Raw genomic sequence first — 15,443 nt, forward strand, 5'->3', positions numbered from 1 at the left:
CCACCGAGCGGGTATGGCTTTGGGGCTGCTTCGCAACCCGACGGGGATAAATCCCCTCACCACAAAAGCCCCCTTGCCATCTCCATACAGGTAAATAAGTGGTTATTTCGCCGCCCAGGAATTGAAACGCTGTTCCAGTTGCTCGCCGTTGTCAGCCCAGAAGCTGACGTCGATCTGCACCTGGTTGGCGATGTTTTCCGGGGTGGTCGGCATGTCTTTCAGGACATCCTTGGCCAGCAGCGGCACGGCTTGGGTGTTGGCCGGGCCGTAGGCGATGTTTTCCGAGTAGGTCTTTTGCTGCTGCGGCTGCACCGAGAAGGCGATGAATTTCTTCGCCGCTTCCGCGCGTTTGGCATCCAGACCTTTCGGGATGGCCCAGGCGTCGAAGTCGTAGATGCCGCCGTTCCACACCACTTTCAGGTTGGATTCTTTCTGCACCGCCGCAATGCGACCGTTGTACGCCGAGCTCATCACCACGTCACCGGAAGCGAGGTATTGCGGCGGTTGTGCACCGGCTTCCCACCACTGAATGCTTGGCTTGAGCTCATCGAGTTTCTTGAACGCGCGATCCTGGCCACCCTTGCTTGCCAGCTCTTTGTAGACGTCTTTCGGCGCCACACCGTCGGCCATCAAAGCGAATTCGAGGGTGTACTTGGCGCCTTTGCGCAGGCCGCGCTTGCCCGGGAATTTCTTGGTGTCCCAGAAATCCGCCCAACTGGTCGGCGCGGTTTTCAGCTTGTCAGCGTTGTAAGCCAGTACGGTCGACCAGACGAAGAAACCTACGCCGCACGGCTGAATGGCGCCTTTGACGTAGTCTTCGGTCTTGCCGAACAGGGCCGGGTCGAGTTGCTCGAACATATCTTCGTCGCAACCCCGGGACAGCTCTGGCGATTCAACTTCGACCAGATCCCACGACACGCTCTTGGTGTCGACCATGGCTTTGACCTTGGCCATCTCGCCGTTGTATTCGCCAGCGACGATCTTGCCGTTACCCGCCGCTTCCCACGGTGCATAGAAGGCTTTGACTTGCGCCGCCTTGTTCGCCCCGCCAAACGACACCACGGTCAAGTCCGGGCCGGCGGCCATTGCGCCGGTCGCACCCATCAGGCCCAGAGTCAGGGCGGTGAACTTCAGGGATCTCAACATTTATTGTTCTCTCCACGTGCAGGGTTGGTGTTGGTATTGCCGGGGCGCTTAGTGCGCCTCTAAAAGCGGATCGAGCGCACGAACGTGCTCGACCTGCCAGCCAAGCGGTACCACGTCGCCGACGCTGAGCGCAGGATCGAGCTCGGCAATCGGTTGTTTCACGAAGAAGTCGGTCTTGCCGCAGACTTCCAGGCGCACCCGGACGTGGTCGCCCAGATAGATGAATTCCGCCACCCTCCCTGAGAAGCGGTTGACGCATTGATCGCTCGAACCGTTGAGGCTGACGCGCTCCGGACGGATCGACAGGGTCACCGGCTCGCCGGTCTGGCCAACGTTGACTGCCAGTGCCTCGACCTTTTCGCCACGACCCAACTCGACCACGCAGCGCTCGCCGCTCTGGCTGAGCAGGCGACCGTTGAGGCGGTTGTTCTCGCCAATGAAGTTGGCGACAAAGGTGTTTTTCGGCTCTTCGTAGAGCGTGCGCGGCGGCGCAATCTGCTGAATCTCGCCTTGATGGAACACGGCAACGCGGTCGGACATGGTCAGTGCTTCACCCTGATCGTGGGTCACGTAGACCACGGTCACGCCGAGGCGCTGGTGCAGGTGCTTGATCTCCATCTGCATGTGTTCACGCAGTTGTTTGTCGAGGGCGCCCAGCGGTTCGTCCATCAGTACCAGTTGCGGCTCGAACACCAACGCGCGGGCCAGTGCCACACGCTGCTGCTGACCGCCGGACAACTGCGCCGGATAGCGCGAAGCGAAGGCATCGAGCTGAACCATGCTGAGGACTTTCTTCACCCGCTCGCTGACATCGCTTTTGTTCAAGCCGCGCACGGTCAACGGGAAAGCAAGGTTCTCCGCGACAGTCATGTGCGGAAACAGCGCGTAGTTCTGGAACACCATGCCGATATCGCGCTTGTGCGGCGGTACGTTGTTGATCGAACGCCCGGACAGAAGGATTTCACCGGCGGTCGGCGTTTCGAAACCGGCGAGCATCATCAGGCTGGTGGTCTTGCCGGAACCGGACGGCCCGAGCAGGGTAAGAAATTCGCCCTTGCGAATGTCCAGGTTGAGGTCTTTGACGATCAGGTTCTCGCCGTCGTAGCTCTTCTGCACACCACGAAAGCTGACCAGCACATCACTGGTCCCTGCGCTTGTATCGACCTGGCTCATACCCACACCTTTGTTGTTGATGACTGCTTGTTCATCAAGCCTAGTGGCTGGCGGCGGCCACGCAAATCGGGGTGCAGGAGAGAATCGCTTAAGCGCAATGGAAGGTTGGGGGTAGGGAATGCCCTACAAGGATGGCGCGTTTGGGCAAACGCAGCGGCAAGGGGCAAGCTGCAAGCCGCTAGTAAAGGCAAAAGCGTCTGTCGCTAATGGATATGCCAACTCCGAACCTGTGGGAGCGAGCCTGCTCGCGAATGCGGTGGGTCATCAAACTGAATGGCTGACTGTTACGCCGCCTTCGCGAGCAGGCTCGCTCTCACATGAGGGCGGTGACGGTCAAAGGAGTTTGTGCTCCATCGCATATTTCACCAGCTCCGCCAGCGAGGTGATGTTGAGCTTCTGCATCAGCCGCGCCTTGTGCGTGCTGATGGTCTTGCTGCTCAAGGCCAGTTGCTGGGCGATATCGTTGACGTTGGCGCCTTGGGCCAGGCGTTCGAACACCGAGAATTCGCGTTCTGACAACAGCGAATGCAGCGGCCGGGTATCGGTCAGGCCGACTTCGAAGACCATGCGGTCGGCCAGTTCCGGGTCAATGTAACGCCCGCCCGCCGCAACTTTGCGGATCGCCGTGAGCAGCAGCGCCGGATCGCTGTCCTTGGTCGCATACCCGGCCGCGCCGACCTTCAAGGCGCGCGCGGCCATTTGCGCTTCGTCGTGCATCGACAGCACCAGAATCGCCGGCGGATTGTTCAGCGCCCGAATGCGCGGGATCGCTTCCAGGCCGTTGACGCCGGGCATGGAGATGTCCAGCAGCACCACCTCGCACGGCACGCTGCGCAGGGTTTCGAGCAGTTGCTCGCCATTGCTCGCCTCCCCCACTACTTGCAGATCCTTGGCCAGGCCGATCAATTGCTTGATGCCCTCGCGGACGATGGTGTGGTCTTCGGCTACCAGTACACGGATCACGTTTTTCTCCAGATTTCAGGTACACACCAGTCCCTGTGGGAGCGAGCCTGCTCGCGAAGGCGTCAGCACTCACAATACAAAACCTCAGACCTCACTTACCGGCACCCACACTTGAAGACTGGTGCCCTCCCCCGGCTCACTCACCAGCTCCAGCCGCCCGCCCATGATCAGCACCCGCTCACGCATGCCAACCAGACCAAACGACGTCGGCCTACCCTCGGCCGCGACAAATCCTACGCCATCATCGCTGACGGTCAGACACAATTCATCGCCCGCAAGCTCCAGCGTCAACTCCACCGTGTGCGCCTGAGCATGGCGCATCACGTTGGTCAGTGCCTCCTGCAAAATCCGGAACAGCCCCACCGCTTTGGCATCGCTGAGCGCCGGCAGGTTGTCCGGCACCTGCACCAGACACGGAATCTGCGTGCGTGCCTCGAAGCGTCGTGCCTGCCACTCGATCGCCGAGGCAATCCCGGCATCGAGAATCGGCGGACGCAACGCCGTCGCCACATCGCGCACCAGCTGAAACAACTGCGCGATCAGGCGCTTCATGCTGTTGAGCCGCTCGTTCAGACCCGGATCGAGTTGCGCGTAGGCCAGTTCGCACATCGATGTCTCCAGTTTCAGCACGGTGAGCATCTGCCCCAGCTCATCATGAACTTCCCGGGCGATGCGCGCCTTCTCTTCTTCGCGCACGCTTTCCAGGTGCGCCGACAGTTCGCGCAGTTGCTCGCGCGAGGCCGCCAGTTCCAGCTCGATGCGTTTGCTTTCGCTGATGTCCCAGACAATGCCGTCCCACACGTAGGCGCCATCCTCCAGCTGGCGGGTGATCGCCTTGATCTCGGCCCAGCGCTGCTCGCCCCGGCGCGTGACGATGCGGCCCTGCCACGACCAATCGCTGTCAGTGTCCAGCGCCTGATCCTGGGTACGGTGATAACTGGCCCTGTCATCGGGGTGCACCAGACTGCGCAGGCCCATGTCGCGATGGGCGATGGCTGCCGGTGCATAACCGACCAGACTTTCGCTGCCCTCACTGATGTAGGCAAAGTCGATCTGCCCGGTGACCGGTGCCCGCTCCAGCCTGAACACCAGACCCGGAACGTTGGCGGCGATGCCTTGCAGGCGCGCCTCGCTTTCCTGCAAAGCGGCGAGCGCGCGGCGGCGGTCGGTGACGTCGGTGAGGTAGACCACCAGATATTCACTGTCGCGAAAACGCAGAAAGCTCAGGGAAACGTCCGCCGGCAGCACACTGCCATCGGCGCGCAGGCAGCTGGTTTCGAAGCTCAGCGGCCCTTCTTCACTGGCCCGCGCACGCTTCCACAGATTGAGCCAGCGATCCATGTGCAGGCCGGGCTCGAAATCGATCAGCGGCCGCTCGATCAGCCCGCCCGAGGGATAACCAAGCATGTTTTCCGCCGCGCGGTTGGCGTAACGCACATGGCTGTCCCAATTGACCCAGAGGATGCCGACGGTGCTTTGGTCGATGGAAAACTGTGTCAGCCGCAGCGCCTCTTCACTGGCGGCGCGCAACGCGATGTCTTCGCGGGCGCTGAGCAAGCGTTGTTCGAGGCTGCGCTGTTGGCGCCGCTGCCACACCACGATGGCCGCGCAACTGAGCAGCATCACCGCGAACAACAGGCTGAGGTTCTGCCAGAACCCCGGCGATTCGGTCAGCCGTGGGTACTTCGGCTGCAGCCATTGGTTGTGCAGTTGTTCCAGATCCTTGGCCGGTATTGCGCGCAAGGCGCTCTGGACGATGTCGGCCAGTTCCGGCCAATCGCGCCGCGAGGCCACGCGCAGCAACTGCGGCAGGCCGATATCGCCGACCACCACCAGTTCGGCAAACTCCGGCTCCACCGACAGACGCCCCAACTGCGCTTCGTCGACCACTGCGTAGGAGGCTTGCTGACTCAACAGCAGTTGCAAGGCCTGACGTTCCAACGGCACGCCTTGCAAATTCAAGTGCGGATAGTTGCTGCGCAGATAATCGGCGGTGCTGCTCGGCATGCGCACGGCGACGCGGGTCTGGCTGTCGAGCTTTTCCAGATCGACCGCGCCGCTGCTTTTCTGATCGCTGACCACCAGTTGCGGCACGCGCATGTAGGGGTCGGAAAACTGCCAGAGGCGCAGCGCGCTCGGGGTCTGGCTGAGGCCCGGAGCGATGTCGATCTCGCTCTCGCGCAAAGCGTTTTCCAGCGCCCCGAGATCCTGGAAGTTGCGCCAGCTCAGCTCCACGCCCAAGGTTCTGGCGAGCAGCTTCATCAACTCGACATTTGCCCCGGACAATCGCTGCAAGCGCCGATCGTAGGTCGCGTAAGGCGCCTGCAACACCAGGCCGACGCGCAATTCGTTGTGCTGCGCCAGCCATTGTTGCTGCTCTGGCGACAATTGCGCGGCATGGCCCGGCGGCGCAGGCGCCGCCCAGCCCATCAAGGGAAACCACAAACAGCCGATAACCCACAGGCAGCAAAATCGCTTCATTGAAGTCTCATACACTGACAAATTCTGACCAACCCATTAGGCTGCCGGGATACTTTCTGGCCTGGAATAACCGATGCCCTCTGTCTACCGCCTGACACTGCCAGCATTGTGCCTGTCGCTGATCCTGCCTTGTGCGTTTTCCGCCGAAGCCGCCGACCCGGCGCCCGCCGCCACGGATAAACCCGCCGAGGAAAAACCGGCCGAGCGCCAGCCACTGCTTGAGCGTAGTCAGGAAGAGGCCGCCGCACTGCAACGTAAACTGCCGGCGCAAGAGCAGCAACAACTGCAGGCTGGCAGCGAAACTTTCCTCGCCCTGTGGAAACCGGCCAACAGCGCCGAGCCCAAAGGCGCGGTGATCATCGTTCCCGGTGCCGGCGAAACCGCTGACTGGCCGCAGGCAATCGGCCCGTTGCGAGGCAAATTGCCGGACGCCGAGTGGAGCAGCCTTAGTATCACCCTGCCGGATCTGCAAGGCGACGCCCTTGCTCCGCGCGTGATCGAACCGACCGCCGCGCCGAAAGCCCCGGAAACCACAAGCAAAGACGCCACCACCGCACAACCGATCGAACAGGCCGCTGGTGGGGAAGCGGAAGTTGCCGAACAGGTAGTGGCCGAGACCAGCGAAGAACAAACCAAAGCCGACGCCGAGCGCATTTTCGGACGGATCGACGCAGCGATTGCCTATGCCGAACAGCAGAGCGCGCGCAGCATTGTCGTGCTCGGTCACGGCACCGGCGCCTACTGGGCGGCGCGTTTTCTCAGTGAGAGACAAACGCCTCAGGTGGAGAAACTGGTCATGGTTGACGCGCAAGTCCCGACCAAAGCCCTGCCGCCACTCGCCGAACTGACGCCGACGCTGAAGCTGCCGACGGTGGATATTTTCTATATGGACAGAGCGCTGGATCGCAACGCGGCGCTGGAGCGCATGCAGGCGAGCAAGCGCCTGAAGACCTCGGCGTTCAGCCAGGTGGCGCTGAAGGTGTTGCCGGACAAGAAGGCTGAGCAGGAACAGTTGTTTCGGCGGGTGCGGGGCTGGTTGAATCCACAAAATACGGACTGATAAAAGCAAAAGATCGCAGCCTTCGCCAGCTCCTACCGGAAAAATGCATTCCAAAGGTAGGAGCTGCCGAAGGCTGCGATCTTTTGATCTTCAAGGGTCAGCGAAAATCCCGTCGCTCGCGAATCAGCGTATAGGCGCTATGCAGTTCCCGCGTACGCTCGGTCGCGTCACGCACCTGCGCCGGGGTCGCGCCGCTGCCGGCGATTTTGTCCGGGTGATGGCGACTGAGCAATCGCCGGTAAGCGCGCTTGATCTGTGCCGGCTCACTGCTCGCCGACACCCCAAGCAGCTTCATCGCCTCCTGATAGCTCACTGCCGCACTGACGATCGGCCGCTTGCCCGGCTCGTAATCGCTGGCCAGCGCTTGCACCTGCTGCGACGTCCAGCCGAGCCACTTGCCCCACTGCGCCAGCAACTCGCGTTCGCTGACCCCGGCGCGACCATCAGCCCAAACCATTCGCCAACAGGCGCGCAACACACCTTCGGCCGCGTGCGGTTGAGAACTCAGACGACGCAGATAGCCGCGCAGATTGTCGCTGCCGGACTTGCCGCGATTGAACGCGGCAATTGCCCGCCGTGTCGCCGGCTCGCTCATTTCCAGCGCGCGCATTTCATTGCGCGCCTGCTGGATATGCCCGTCAGTGACGCGCCCGTCGCTCTTGGCCAGACGCCCGAGCAACACGAACAGCAGTTCATCGTTGCGCAGCATCGGTCGGCCGCCGAGCTTTTCGCGTAAGTGTCCCCAGCTCTGCAAGTGCAGGCGCCGATCCAGCGCCTGCCCCAACAACGCCCCAAGCATGGCCCCCGGAATGCTGGCAATCGCGTACCCCACTCCGGCTCCAATCAGAGTCCCTGGCCACAGCATCTCAGTGACTCGCTCTTATCAAGGCTTCGGCTTCGGCCAGACGCTCGTGGGTACCGACATCCACCCAATGCCCCTTCAGACGCTCGCCCGTCACTTCATCTTTGTCCATGGCCTTGCGCAGCAGAGGCGCGAGCTTGAAGGCGCCATCGCTGCAACCATCGAACAACTGCGGATGCAGCACGGCGATGCCGCTGTAGGTCAGCGTCTGCGCATCAGGCTCGCCGTCCTGCACTTTGCCGTCGATGAGAGTGAAGTCGCCTTTCGGGTGATGCGCCGGATTGTCCGCCAGCACCAGATGCGCCAGGCCATTGATCGGCTGGTGCAGCACGCTGAAGTCGTAATCGGTCCAGATGTCGCCGTTGACCACCAGAAACGCATCGTCACCTAGTAACGGCAGCGCACGGAAAATCCCGCCACCGGTTTCCAGCGGCTCGCCTTCCGGCGAGTACTGGATGCTCAGGCCGAAACGCGAACCGTCACCCAGATGATCCTCTATCTGCTGACCGAGCCAGGCGTGGTTAATGACGATTTCGTTGAAGCCTGCAGCCGCGAGGGCGTGCAGGTGATACTCGATCAGCGGCACGCCAGCGGCCTGCACCAGCGGTTTCGGCGTGGTCAGGGTCAGCGGGCGCATACGCTCGCCTTTGCCCGCCGCCAGAATCATTGCCTTCATGCCGTCGCTCCAGCACGCAAGCTGCTGAACAGCGCTTGCAGCTCCGCCAGTTCAGGACGGCGGGCGATCACTGCTTCTATATAAGAGAAGAAGCGCGGCACATCGGCCAGATAACGCGGCTTGCCATCGCGATGGCAGATACGCGCGAAGATGCCGATGACTTTCAGGTGACGTTGCACGCCCATCAAGTCGCTGGCGCGCAGGAAGTCTTCGAAATCAGCTTGCACCGGAATGTCCAGTGCCGAGGCTTGCTGCCAATAACTTTCCAGCCAGCCGCGTACACGTTCTTCCGGCCAGCTGAGGAAAGCGTCCTTGAACAGGCAAGTCACGTCGTAGGTCACCGGGCCGTACACCGCGTCCTGGAAGTCCAGCACGCCAGGGTTCGGCTCGCTGAGCATCAGGTTGCGCGGCATGTAGTCGCGGTGCACCAGCACTTTCGGCTGCGCCAGCGCGCTGTCGATCAAGAGCTCGCTGATGTGCTGCCACTGTTGCTGCTGGGCCGCATCGAACTCGACGCCCAGCTCATGCTTGACGTACCACTCGGGGAACAACTCAAGCTCACGACGCAACAAGGCGACGTCGTAACTGGGCAACGGCGCAACCATCGGCAACTGTTGAAAAGCCAACAGCGCTTGCAGGGCATCGTGGAATAACGCGTCGGCATTTTCGCCATCGATGACGTCGAGATAGGTCTTGTTGCCCAGGTCATTGAGCAAAAGAAAACCGCGTTCGAGGTCTTCGGCGTAAATTTTCGGCACATTAATTCCGGATTTCGCCAGCAAAAAAGCGATATCCACGAACGGTTTGCAGTTTTCCTGGGGTGGCGGCGCGTCCATCACGACGAAGCTGCGACCATCGCCCTCCCAGCGGAAGTAGCGGCGGAAACTCGCGTCGCTGCTGGCCGCGGTCAACGTGGCCGGGGGCACGGTGCCCCAGCCCTGCTCGGCAAACAGCTTTGCCAACTGCTCATCGAGCCAAACTTTCAGGTGTTGCAAGCGTACATCTTGGTCAGGCATTGCAAGGGTCTCCGACGGCGCTAGCCGTCAAGCGGGTCATGCTTTATTATCCAGCATCTTTTTCAGACCATCGAGAGGCGTGCGGCCCACACCGCGGGCAGATGGCACGCAGGAAGCCCGGACTAATAAGATGGCATTGAAATCCCCCGCGTTTCGTAAAAAATTTCCATTGTTGGTAACCGGCAGTCTGCTGGCTATGCAACCTCTGGCCAGTCAATTCGTTGTTGCCGCCGAGCAGTATGACTGCTCCGTCTCGGCTACGGGTGGCTGGGACTGTGCGCCCAAGTCGCCCGCCGCGGCATTGCCGCCGCGCCCGGTGCATGACGGCAGTGCCGTCAGCGCCGCCGGCGAGCCTGCGGCCGACAAGGGTTCCGACGCCGACACTGGCGCGAAAACCGCACTGGTCACCGAGTCCAAGGGCCGCGGCCTGAAATCCCGTAGCGAAGACTACAGTCACCTCGACTGGGTTCCGCGCGAGAAGCTCACCGCCGCCCAATTGGCCGAGACCGGTCCTTACTGCTCTGGTTCCTATATCGAACCGATTCGTCCTGGCATGAATGACAAGACGAATAAAAGTGACGCGCCGACCTTCATCGGTGCCAAAGCGTCGCGTTACGAGCAGGACACCCAGGTCGCCAGCCTTGCCGGTGACGTGATCATGCGTCAGGGCAGCATGCAGGTCGAAGCCGACGAGGCCAATCTGTATCAGGCCGAGAGCCGTGGCGAACTGGCCGGCAACGTGCGCATCCGCGACAACGGCGCGCTGATCGTCGGCGACCACGCCGATGTGCAGCTCGACACCGGTGAAGCCAAGGTCGACAACGCCGAATACGTGATGCACAAATCGCGCATCCGCGGTAACGCGCTGTACGCCAAGCGTGCTGAAAACGCGATCATCCGCCTGAAGGACGGCACGTACACCACGTGCGAACCGAACAGCAACGCCTGGCAGCTCAAGGGCAACAACATCACCTTGAACCCGGCCACCGGTTTCGGTACCGCTACCAACGTGACGTTGCGCGTCAAAGACATCCCGATTCTGTACACCCCGTACATCTATTTCCCGATCGACGACCGTCGCCAGTCAGGCTTCCTGCCGCCGACCATTGGTTCGGGCAGCGACACCGGCTTCATGCTGGTCACTCCTTACTACTTCAACCTGGCGCCGAACTATGACGCCACGTTGTACCCGCGCTACATGAGCAAGCGCGGCATGCTGGTGGAGGGCGAGTTCCGCTACCTGACCAAGTCGAGTGAAGGTCAGTTCGGTGCGGCGTATCTCAACGATGAGAACGACGATCGCAAGCTTCAGTCCGACTACAAAGACACTCGCTATATGTACAACTGGCAGCACAAGGGCGGTCTCGACTCCCGCGTGCTGACCCAGGTCGACTACACCAAGATCAGCGACCCGTATTACTTCCAGGATCTGCAGACCGATCAGATTGGTGTGAAGAGCGATGATTTCGTCAATCAGCAGGGTGCGGTCAGCTACCGTGGCGACAACTACACCGCACGCCTGAATGCTCAGCAATATCAGCTGGCTACCGTTTCCAACATCACACCGTATGGTCGTCTGCCGCAGATCACCTTCAATGGTCAGCTGCCGTACCATCCGGAAGGTCTGAATTTCGATTACGAGACCGAGCTGGTTCGTTTCGATCGCGATCTACGTGATGGCGACTTCATCAATGAAGATGGCATTGCCGAGCGTCGTCTGGACACAAACATCAGCGGTCTGGCCCGCGCTAACGGTGATCGCCTGAATCTGAAGCCGGGCGTCAGCCTGCCGATGAACTGGACCTATGGTTTCCTCAAACCATCGTTGAAGTATCAGTACACGCAGTATCAGCTTGATCTGGATAACACCGGCAAATCCCAGATTGATGCGCTGTCGCCGGAAAACCAGAAGCTTTACGGCAAGTTCGACAGCAACCAGAGCCGCGGCGTCCCGATTGCCAGCATCGACAGCGGCCTGTATTTCGATCGCGATACTTCCTACTTCGGCAAGAATTACCGCCAGACTCTGGAACCACGCCTGTTCTACCTCTATGTTCCCGAGACAGATCAGGAAGACATTCCAGTATTCGACACCAGCGAATATACCTTCAATTACTCTTCGCTGTTCCGCGACAACCGCTTCTCCGGCGCCGACCGTGTAGGCGACGAGAACAAACTATCGCTGGGCGTTACCAGTCGCTGGATCGAAGAAAACGGGTTTGAACGTCAGCGCATCAGCGTGGGCCAGGCGTACTACTTCAAGAACCGCGAAGTGCAATTGCCTGGTATCGATGCGAAAACTCGTGAAGACTCCAAATCCAGTGTTTCGCCGTACGCGCTCGAATATGAATACCGCTGGAACCGTGACTGGCGCGCCACTGCCGATTACAACTGGGATCCGGACAGCCGCAGCCCGCGCTCCGGCAGCGCGATGTTCCATTACCAGCCTGCGGACAACCCGAACAAGGTCATCAACGCCGGTTACCGCTATCGCAACGACCAGGTTCGATACGACCAGAATACTGGTCAATGGTCGGTGGGCGGCGGCGACTACGGCACCCCGGGTCAACCTGGCTACGTGAAGGACTACTACAAGATCCAGCAGCATGACTTCTCGGTCATCTGGCCGATCGTTCCGCAGTGGAACGCCATCAGTCGCTGGCAGTACGACTACAACCGCAATCGCACGCTGGAAGCCTTCGGTGGTTTCGAATACGACAACTGCTGCTGGAAACTGCGCCTGATCAACCGTTACTGGGTCGCCTATGACGAAAACAGTCAGAACGCCCCGGAAAACGAAAAAGGCGACCATGGCATCTTCCTCCAAATTGTTCTGAAGGGACTCGGCGGCCTGACTGGCGCCAAGGTAGAGAGCTTCCTCGACAAAGGCATTCAAGGTTATCGTGAACGTGAAGACCAAGCTTTCTGATTGTCTGCGCCCGGTGCTGCTGGGCGCGCTGTTCCTGGGTACGGCGGCCAACGCCGCCGTACAGTCCATCGATAAAGTGGTGGCGATCGTCGATAACGACGTGGTCATGCAGAGCCAACTGGACCAACGCGTTCACGAAGTTCAGCAGACCATCGCCAAGCGCGGTGGCGGTCTGCCGCCTCCGGGTGTGCTCGATCAGCAAGTGCTCGAGCGTCTGATCGTCGAAAACCTGCAACTGCAGATCGGCGAACGCTCGGGCATCCGCATCACTGACGAAGAGTTGAACCAGGCTGTCGGCACCATTGCTCAGCGCAACAACATGAGTGTCGATCAGTTTCGTGCTGCACTGGCTCGTGACGGCCTGAACTATGACGACGCCCGTGATCAGATCAAGCGCGAAATGATCATCAGCCGTGTGCGTCAGCGTCGTGTGGCGGAGCGTATCCAGGTGTCCGAGCAGGAAGTGAAGAACTTCCTCGCCTCCGACCTCGGTAAGATGCAGCTGTCCGAAGAACTGCACTTGGCCAACATCCTGATTCCGACCCCGGAAAGCGCCAACTCTGAAGCCATTCAGAGCGCTTATCGTCAGGCGATGGATGTATACCAGCAGCTCAAGCAAGGCGCCGACTTCGGTCAGATGGCCGTGGCCAAATCCGGTAGCGACAACGCGCTGGAAGGCGGCGAGATGGGCTGGCGTAAAGCCGCACAACTGCCACCTCCGTTCGATCGTGAGCTGAGCAGCATGGCGGTTGGCGACATCACTCAGCCTGCGCGCACGCCGGGCGGCTTCATCATTCTGAAGCTGCTGGGCAAACGTGGCGGCGAAGCGCAGATGCGCGACGAAGTGCATGTCCGCCACATCCTGGTCAAGCCGAGCCCGATCCGCGACGAAGCCAAGACCAAGGCACTGGTGCAATCGTTGTATGACCGCATCACCGCCGGCGAAGACTTTGCCGAGCTGGCGAAAAACTACTCGGAAGATCCGGGTTCCGCCCTCAACGGCGGCGACCTGAACTGGATCGACCCGAACGTGCTGGTACCGGAATTCCGCGAAGTGATGGCTTCGACCCCACAAGGTCAGCTGTCCAAGCCATTCCAGACCCAATACGGCTGGCACGTGCTGGAAGTCCTTGGCCGTCGCGCCACTGACGGCACCGAACAGGCCCGTGAGCAGCAAGCAATGACTGTACTGCGTAACCGCAAATACGATGAAGAGCTGCAAACCTGGCTGCGTCAGATCCGTGACGAAGCATACGTAGAGATCAAACTCCCTGGTGCAGACCAGGCAGCGCAGTGAAACCCACGCGTTTCGCGCTGACACCCGGCGAACCAGCCGGCATCGGTCCCGACCTGTGCCTGCTGCTCGCCTCGCAAGCCCAGCCACATCCCCTGATTGCCATCACCAGCCGCGACCTGCTCCTTGAGCGGGCCGCGCAGTTGGGGCTGGCCGTCAATCTGCTGGATGTCGCGCCGGGTCAGTGGCCAGATGTTCCAGCACCGGCCAACAGCCTGTACGTCTGGGACACGCCGCTCAGCGCACCGGTAATCGCCGGGCAACTGGACAAGGCCAACGCGGCATTCGTCCTCGAAACCCTGACCCGCGCCGGCAACGGCTGCCTGAATGGCGACTTCGCCGGGATGATCACCGCGCCGGTGCACAAAGGTGTGATCAACGAGTCGGGTATAGCGTTCTCTGGACACACAGAATTTCTCGCCGACCTGACGCACACCGCGCAGGTAGTGATGATGCTGGCCACTCGCGGTTTGCGCGTGGCGCTGGTCACCACTCACCTGCCCCTGCGCGAGATTGCCGACGCGATCACCCCGGAGCGGCTGGAGCGGGTCACGCGAATCCTGCACGCCGACCTGCAAGACAAATTCGGCATCGCCCGGCCACGCATCCTGGTCTGCGGTCTCAACCCGCATGCCGGTGAAGGCGGCCACCTGGGCCATGAAGAAATCGACATCATCGAACCGACATTAGAGCGCCTGCGCGGCGAGGGCATGGACCTTCGTGGCCCGCTGCCTGCCGACACTCTGTTTACCCCCAAATATCTGGAGCACTGCGACGCAGTGCTGGCGATGTACCACGACCAGGGCTTGCCCGTGCTCAAGTACAAAGGCTTCGGCGCTGCCGTCAACGTGACGCTGGGCCTGCCGATCATCCGCACCTCGGTCGACCATGGCACCGCCCTGGATCTGGCCGGCAGCGGCAGGATCGACACCGGCAGCCTGCAAGTCGCCCTGGAAACCGCCTACCAGATGGCCGAGACCCGTTTATGAACGAGCAATATCAACACAAGGCGCGCAAACGCTTTGGTCAGAACTTCCTCCACGATGCCGGCGTTATCGACCGCATCCTGCGCTCCATCCATGCCAAGCCTGACGATCGCCTGCTGGAAATCGGCCCCGGTCAGGGTGCGCTGACGCAGGGCCTGCTCGGCTCCGGCGCGCAACTCGACGTAGTGGAACTCGACAAGGATCTGATCCCGATCCTCAATCAGCAGTTTGCCGGCATGAGTAATTTCAACCTGCATCAGGGCGATGCGCTGAAGTTCGACTTCAATACGCTGAACGCCGCACCGAACAGCCTGCGGGTGGTTGGCAACCTGCCGTACAACATCTCCACGCCGCTGATTTTTCATCTGCTGAACAACGCCGGCATCATTCGTGACATGCACTTCATGTTGCAGAAAGAAGTGGTCGAGCGCCTGGCCGCAGGCCCGGGTGGCGGTGACTGGGGTCGTCTGTCGATCATGGTCCAGTACCATTGCCGCGTGGAACATCTGTTCAACGTCGGCCCGGGCGCATTCAACCCGCCGCCGAAAGTCGACTCGGCGATCGTTCGTCTGGTGCCCCACGCGGTACTGCCGCACCCGGCCAAGGATCACAAGTTGCTGGAGCGCGTGGTACGCGAAGCCTTCAATCAGCGCCGCAAAACCTTGCGCAACACCCTCAAGCAATTGCTCAGCAATGCCGAAATCGAAGCCGCCGGCGTCGATGGCAGCCTGCGTCCCGAGCAGCTGGATCTGGCTGCATTCGTGCGCCTGGCCGACCAGCTCGCGATACAGGTCCCGGCAGCTCCCGCTGCCGACTGACCCGCGATGAACGCTATCGGGCAGCACACCACTCTGGTT

At 60.9% G+C, this 15,443-nt stretch carries 12 protein-coding genes; 5 read left to right on the forward strand and 7 right to left on the reverse strand.

Going from position 1 to position 15,443, the window contains the following annotated elements; all coding sequences use genetic code 11:
• Nucleotides 1-102 precede the first annotated feature (102 nt).
• The 4 genes from AB4O45_RS10440 to AB4O45_RS10455 all read right to left on the reverse strand — a co-directional run bounded on the left by AB4O45_RS10440 (nt 103) and on the right by AB4O45_RS10455 (nt 5,763).
• Nucleotides 103-1,146, reverse strand: coding sequence for an ABC transporter substrate-binding protein (locus tag AB4O45_RS10440; RefSeq protein WP_016772907.1), 1,044 nt, complete (start codon nt 1,144-1,146; stop codon nt 103-105).
• Between the two features lie 48 nt (nt 1,147-1,194).
• Nucleotides 1,195-2,319 carry an ABC transporter ATP-binding protein gene (locus tag AB4O45_RS10445; protein ID WP_041476689.1) on the reverse strand — a complete coding sequence of 375 codons (1,125 nt, stop codon included), beginning with the start codon at nt 2,317-2,319 and terminating at the stop codon, nt 1,195-1,197.
• A gap of 333 nt (nt 2,320-2,652) precedes the next feature.
• The gene (locus AB4O45_RS10450; RefSeq protein WP_003228820.1) at nt 2,653-3,282 is read right to left on the reverse strand and encodes a response regulator; all 630 of its coding nucleotides are present in this window, start codon (nt 3,280-3,282) and stop codon (nt 2,653-2,655) included.
• An 84-nt stretch (nt 3,283-3,366) separates the two neighbouring features.
• Nucleotides 3,367-5,763, reverse strand: coding sequence for a PAS domain-containing sensor histidine kinase (locus tag AB4O45_RS10455; RefSeq protein ID WP_460161371.1), 2,397 nt, complete (start codon nt 5,761-5,763; stop codon nt 3,367-3,369).
• A 73-nt stretch (nt 5,764-5,836) separates the two neighbouring features.
• On the opposite strand from AB4O45_RS10455, the gene AB4O45_RS10460 reads away from it, so the two are divergent.
• A complete protein-coding gene (locus tag AB4O45_RS10460) occupies nt 5,837-6,823 on the forward strand; it encodes an alpha/beta hydrolase family protein (RefSeq protein ID WP_460161372.1) in 987 nt (328 codons plus the stop codon).
• A 97-nt stretch (nt 6,824-6,920) separates the two neighbouring features.
• On the opposite strand, the gene AB4O45_RS10465 is transcribed toward AB4O45_RS10460, so the two are convergent.
• Genes AB4O45_RS10465 through AB4O45_RS10475 form a run of 3 tightly spaced genes read right to left on the reverse strand, consistent with a single transcriptional unit; the run spans nt 6,921 to nt 9,377 of the window.
• Complete coding sequence (locus AB4O45_RS10465; RefSeq protein ID WP_041476693.1) at nt 6,921-7,688, reverse strand: TerB family tellurite resistance protein; 768 nt, start codon at nt 7,686-7,688, stop codon at nt 6,921-6,923.
• 1 nt (nt 7,689) lies between these two features.
• Nucleotides 7,690-8,361 carry an N-acetylmuramate alpha-1-phosphate uridylyltransferase MurU gene (gene murU, locus AB4O45_RS10470; RefSeq protein ID WP_252882769.1) on the reverse strand — a complete coding sequence of 224 codons (672 nt, stop codon included), beginning with the start codon at nt 8,359-8,361 and terminating at the stop codon, nt 7,690-7,692.
• Nucleotides 8,358-9,377, reverse strand: a complete 1,020-nt coding sequence (locus tag AB4O45_RS10475; RefSeq protein ID WP_095181413.1) for an aminoglycoside phosphotransferase family protein — start codon at nt 9,375-9,377, stop codon at nt 8,358-8,360. The genes murU and AB4O45_RS10475 overlap by 4 nt, the downstream gene beginning before the upstream one ends.
• A gap of 130 nt (nt 9,378-9,507) precedes the next feature.
• On the opposite strand from AB4O45_RS10475, the gene AB4O45_RS10480 reads away from it, so the two are divergent.
• Genes AB4O45_RS10480 through rsmA form a run of 4 tightly spaced genes read left to right on the forward strand, consistent with a single transcriptional unit; the run spans nt 9,508 to nt 15,404 of the window.
• Nucleotides 9,508-12,306, forward strand: coding sequence for an LPS-assembly protein LptD (locus AB4O45_RS10480; RefSeq protein ID WP_460161373.1), 2,799 nt, complete (start codon nt 9,508-9,510; stop codon nt 12,304-12,306).
• Nucleotides 12,281-13,603 carry a peptidylprolyl isomerase SurA gene (gene surA / locus AB4O45_RS10485; RefSeq protein ID WP_177434216.1) on the forward strand — a complete coding sequence of 441 codons (1,323 nt, stop codon included), beginning with the start codon at nt 12,281-12,283 and terminating at the stop codon, nt 13,601-13,603. The genes AB4O45_RS10480 and surA overlap by 26 nt, the downstream gene beginning before the upstream one ends.
• The gene (pdxA, locus tag AB4O45_RS10490) at nt 13,600-14,589 is read left to right on the forward strand and encodes a 4-hydroxythreonine-4-phosphate dehydrogenase PdxA (RefSeq protein WP_406227690.1); all 990 of its coding nucleotides are present in this window, start codon (nt 13,600-13,602) and stop codon (nt 14,587-14,589) included. Before surA ends, pdxA begins: the two co-directional genes overlap by 4 nt.
• Nucleotides 14,586-15,404 (forward strand): 16S rRNA (adenine(1518)-N(6)/adenine(1519)-N(6))-dimethyltransferase RsmA, encoded by an 819-nt coding sequence (gene rsmA, locus AB4O45_RS10495; RefSeq protein WP_041476699.1) that lies wholly within the window; start codon nt 14,586-14,588, stop codon nt 15,402-15,404. The genes pdxA and rsmA overlap by 4 nt, the downstream gene beginning before the upstream one ends.
• Nucleotides 15,405-15,443: the final 39 nt, after the last annotated feature.

The organism is Pseudomonas sp. S2_B10 (assembly GCF_054668425.1).

What these genes read in the sequence shown, in the direction of transcription:
- AB4O45_RS10465 (WP_041476693.1), bottom strand. Translation starts at nt 7,688, where the DNA reads ATGCTGTGGCCAGGGACTCTGATTGGAGCCGGAGTGGGGTACGCGATT.
- murU (WP_252882769.1), bottom strand. Translation starts at nt 8,361, where the DNA reads ATGAAGGCAATGATTCTGGCGGCGGGCAAAGGCGAGCGTATGCGCCCG.
- rsmA (WP_041476699.1), top strand. Translation starts at nt 14,586, where the DNA reads ATGAACGAGCAATATCAACACAAGGCGCGCAAACGCTTTGGTCAGAAC.
- AB4O45_RS10460 (WP_460161372.1), top strand. Translation starts at nt 5,837, where the DNA reads ATGCCCTCTGTCTACCGCCTGACACTGCCAGCATTGTGCCTGTCGCTG.
- AB4O45_RS10440 (WP_016772907.1), bottom strand. Translation starts at nt 1,146, where the DNA reads ATGTTGAGATCCCTGAAGTTCACCGCCCTGACTCTGGGCCTGATGGGT.
- AB4O45_RS10475 (WP_095181413.1), bottom strand. Translation starts at nt 9,377, where the DNA reads ATGCCTGACCAAGATGTACGCTTGCAACACCTGAAAGTTTGGCTCGAT.
- AB4O45_RS10480 (WP_460161373.1), top strand. Translation starts at nt 9,508, where the DNA reads ATGGCATTGAAATCCCCCGCGTTTCGTAAAAAATTTCCATTGTTGGTA.
- AB4O45_RS10445 (WP_041476689.1), bottom strand. Translation starts at nt 2,319, where the DNA reads ATGAGCCAGGTCGATACAAGCGCAGGGACCAGTGATGTGCTGGTCAGC.
- AB4O45_RS10455 (WP_460161371.1), bottom strand. Translation starts at nt 5,763, where the DNA reads ATGAAGCGATTTTGCTGCCTGTGGGTTATCGGCTGTTTGTGGTTTCCC.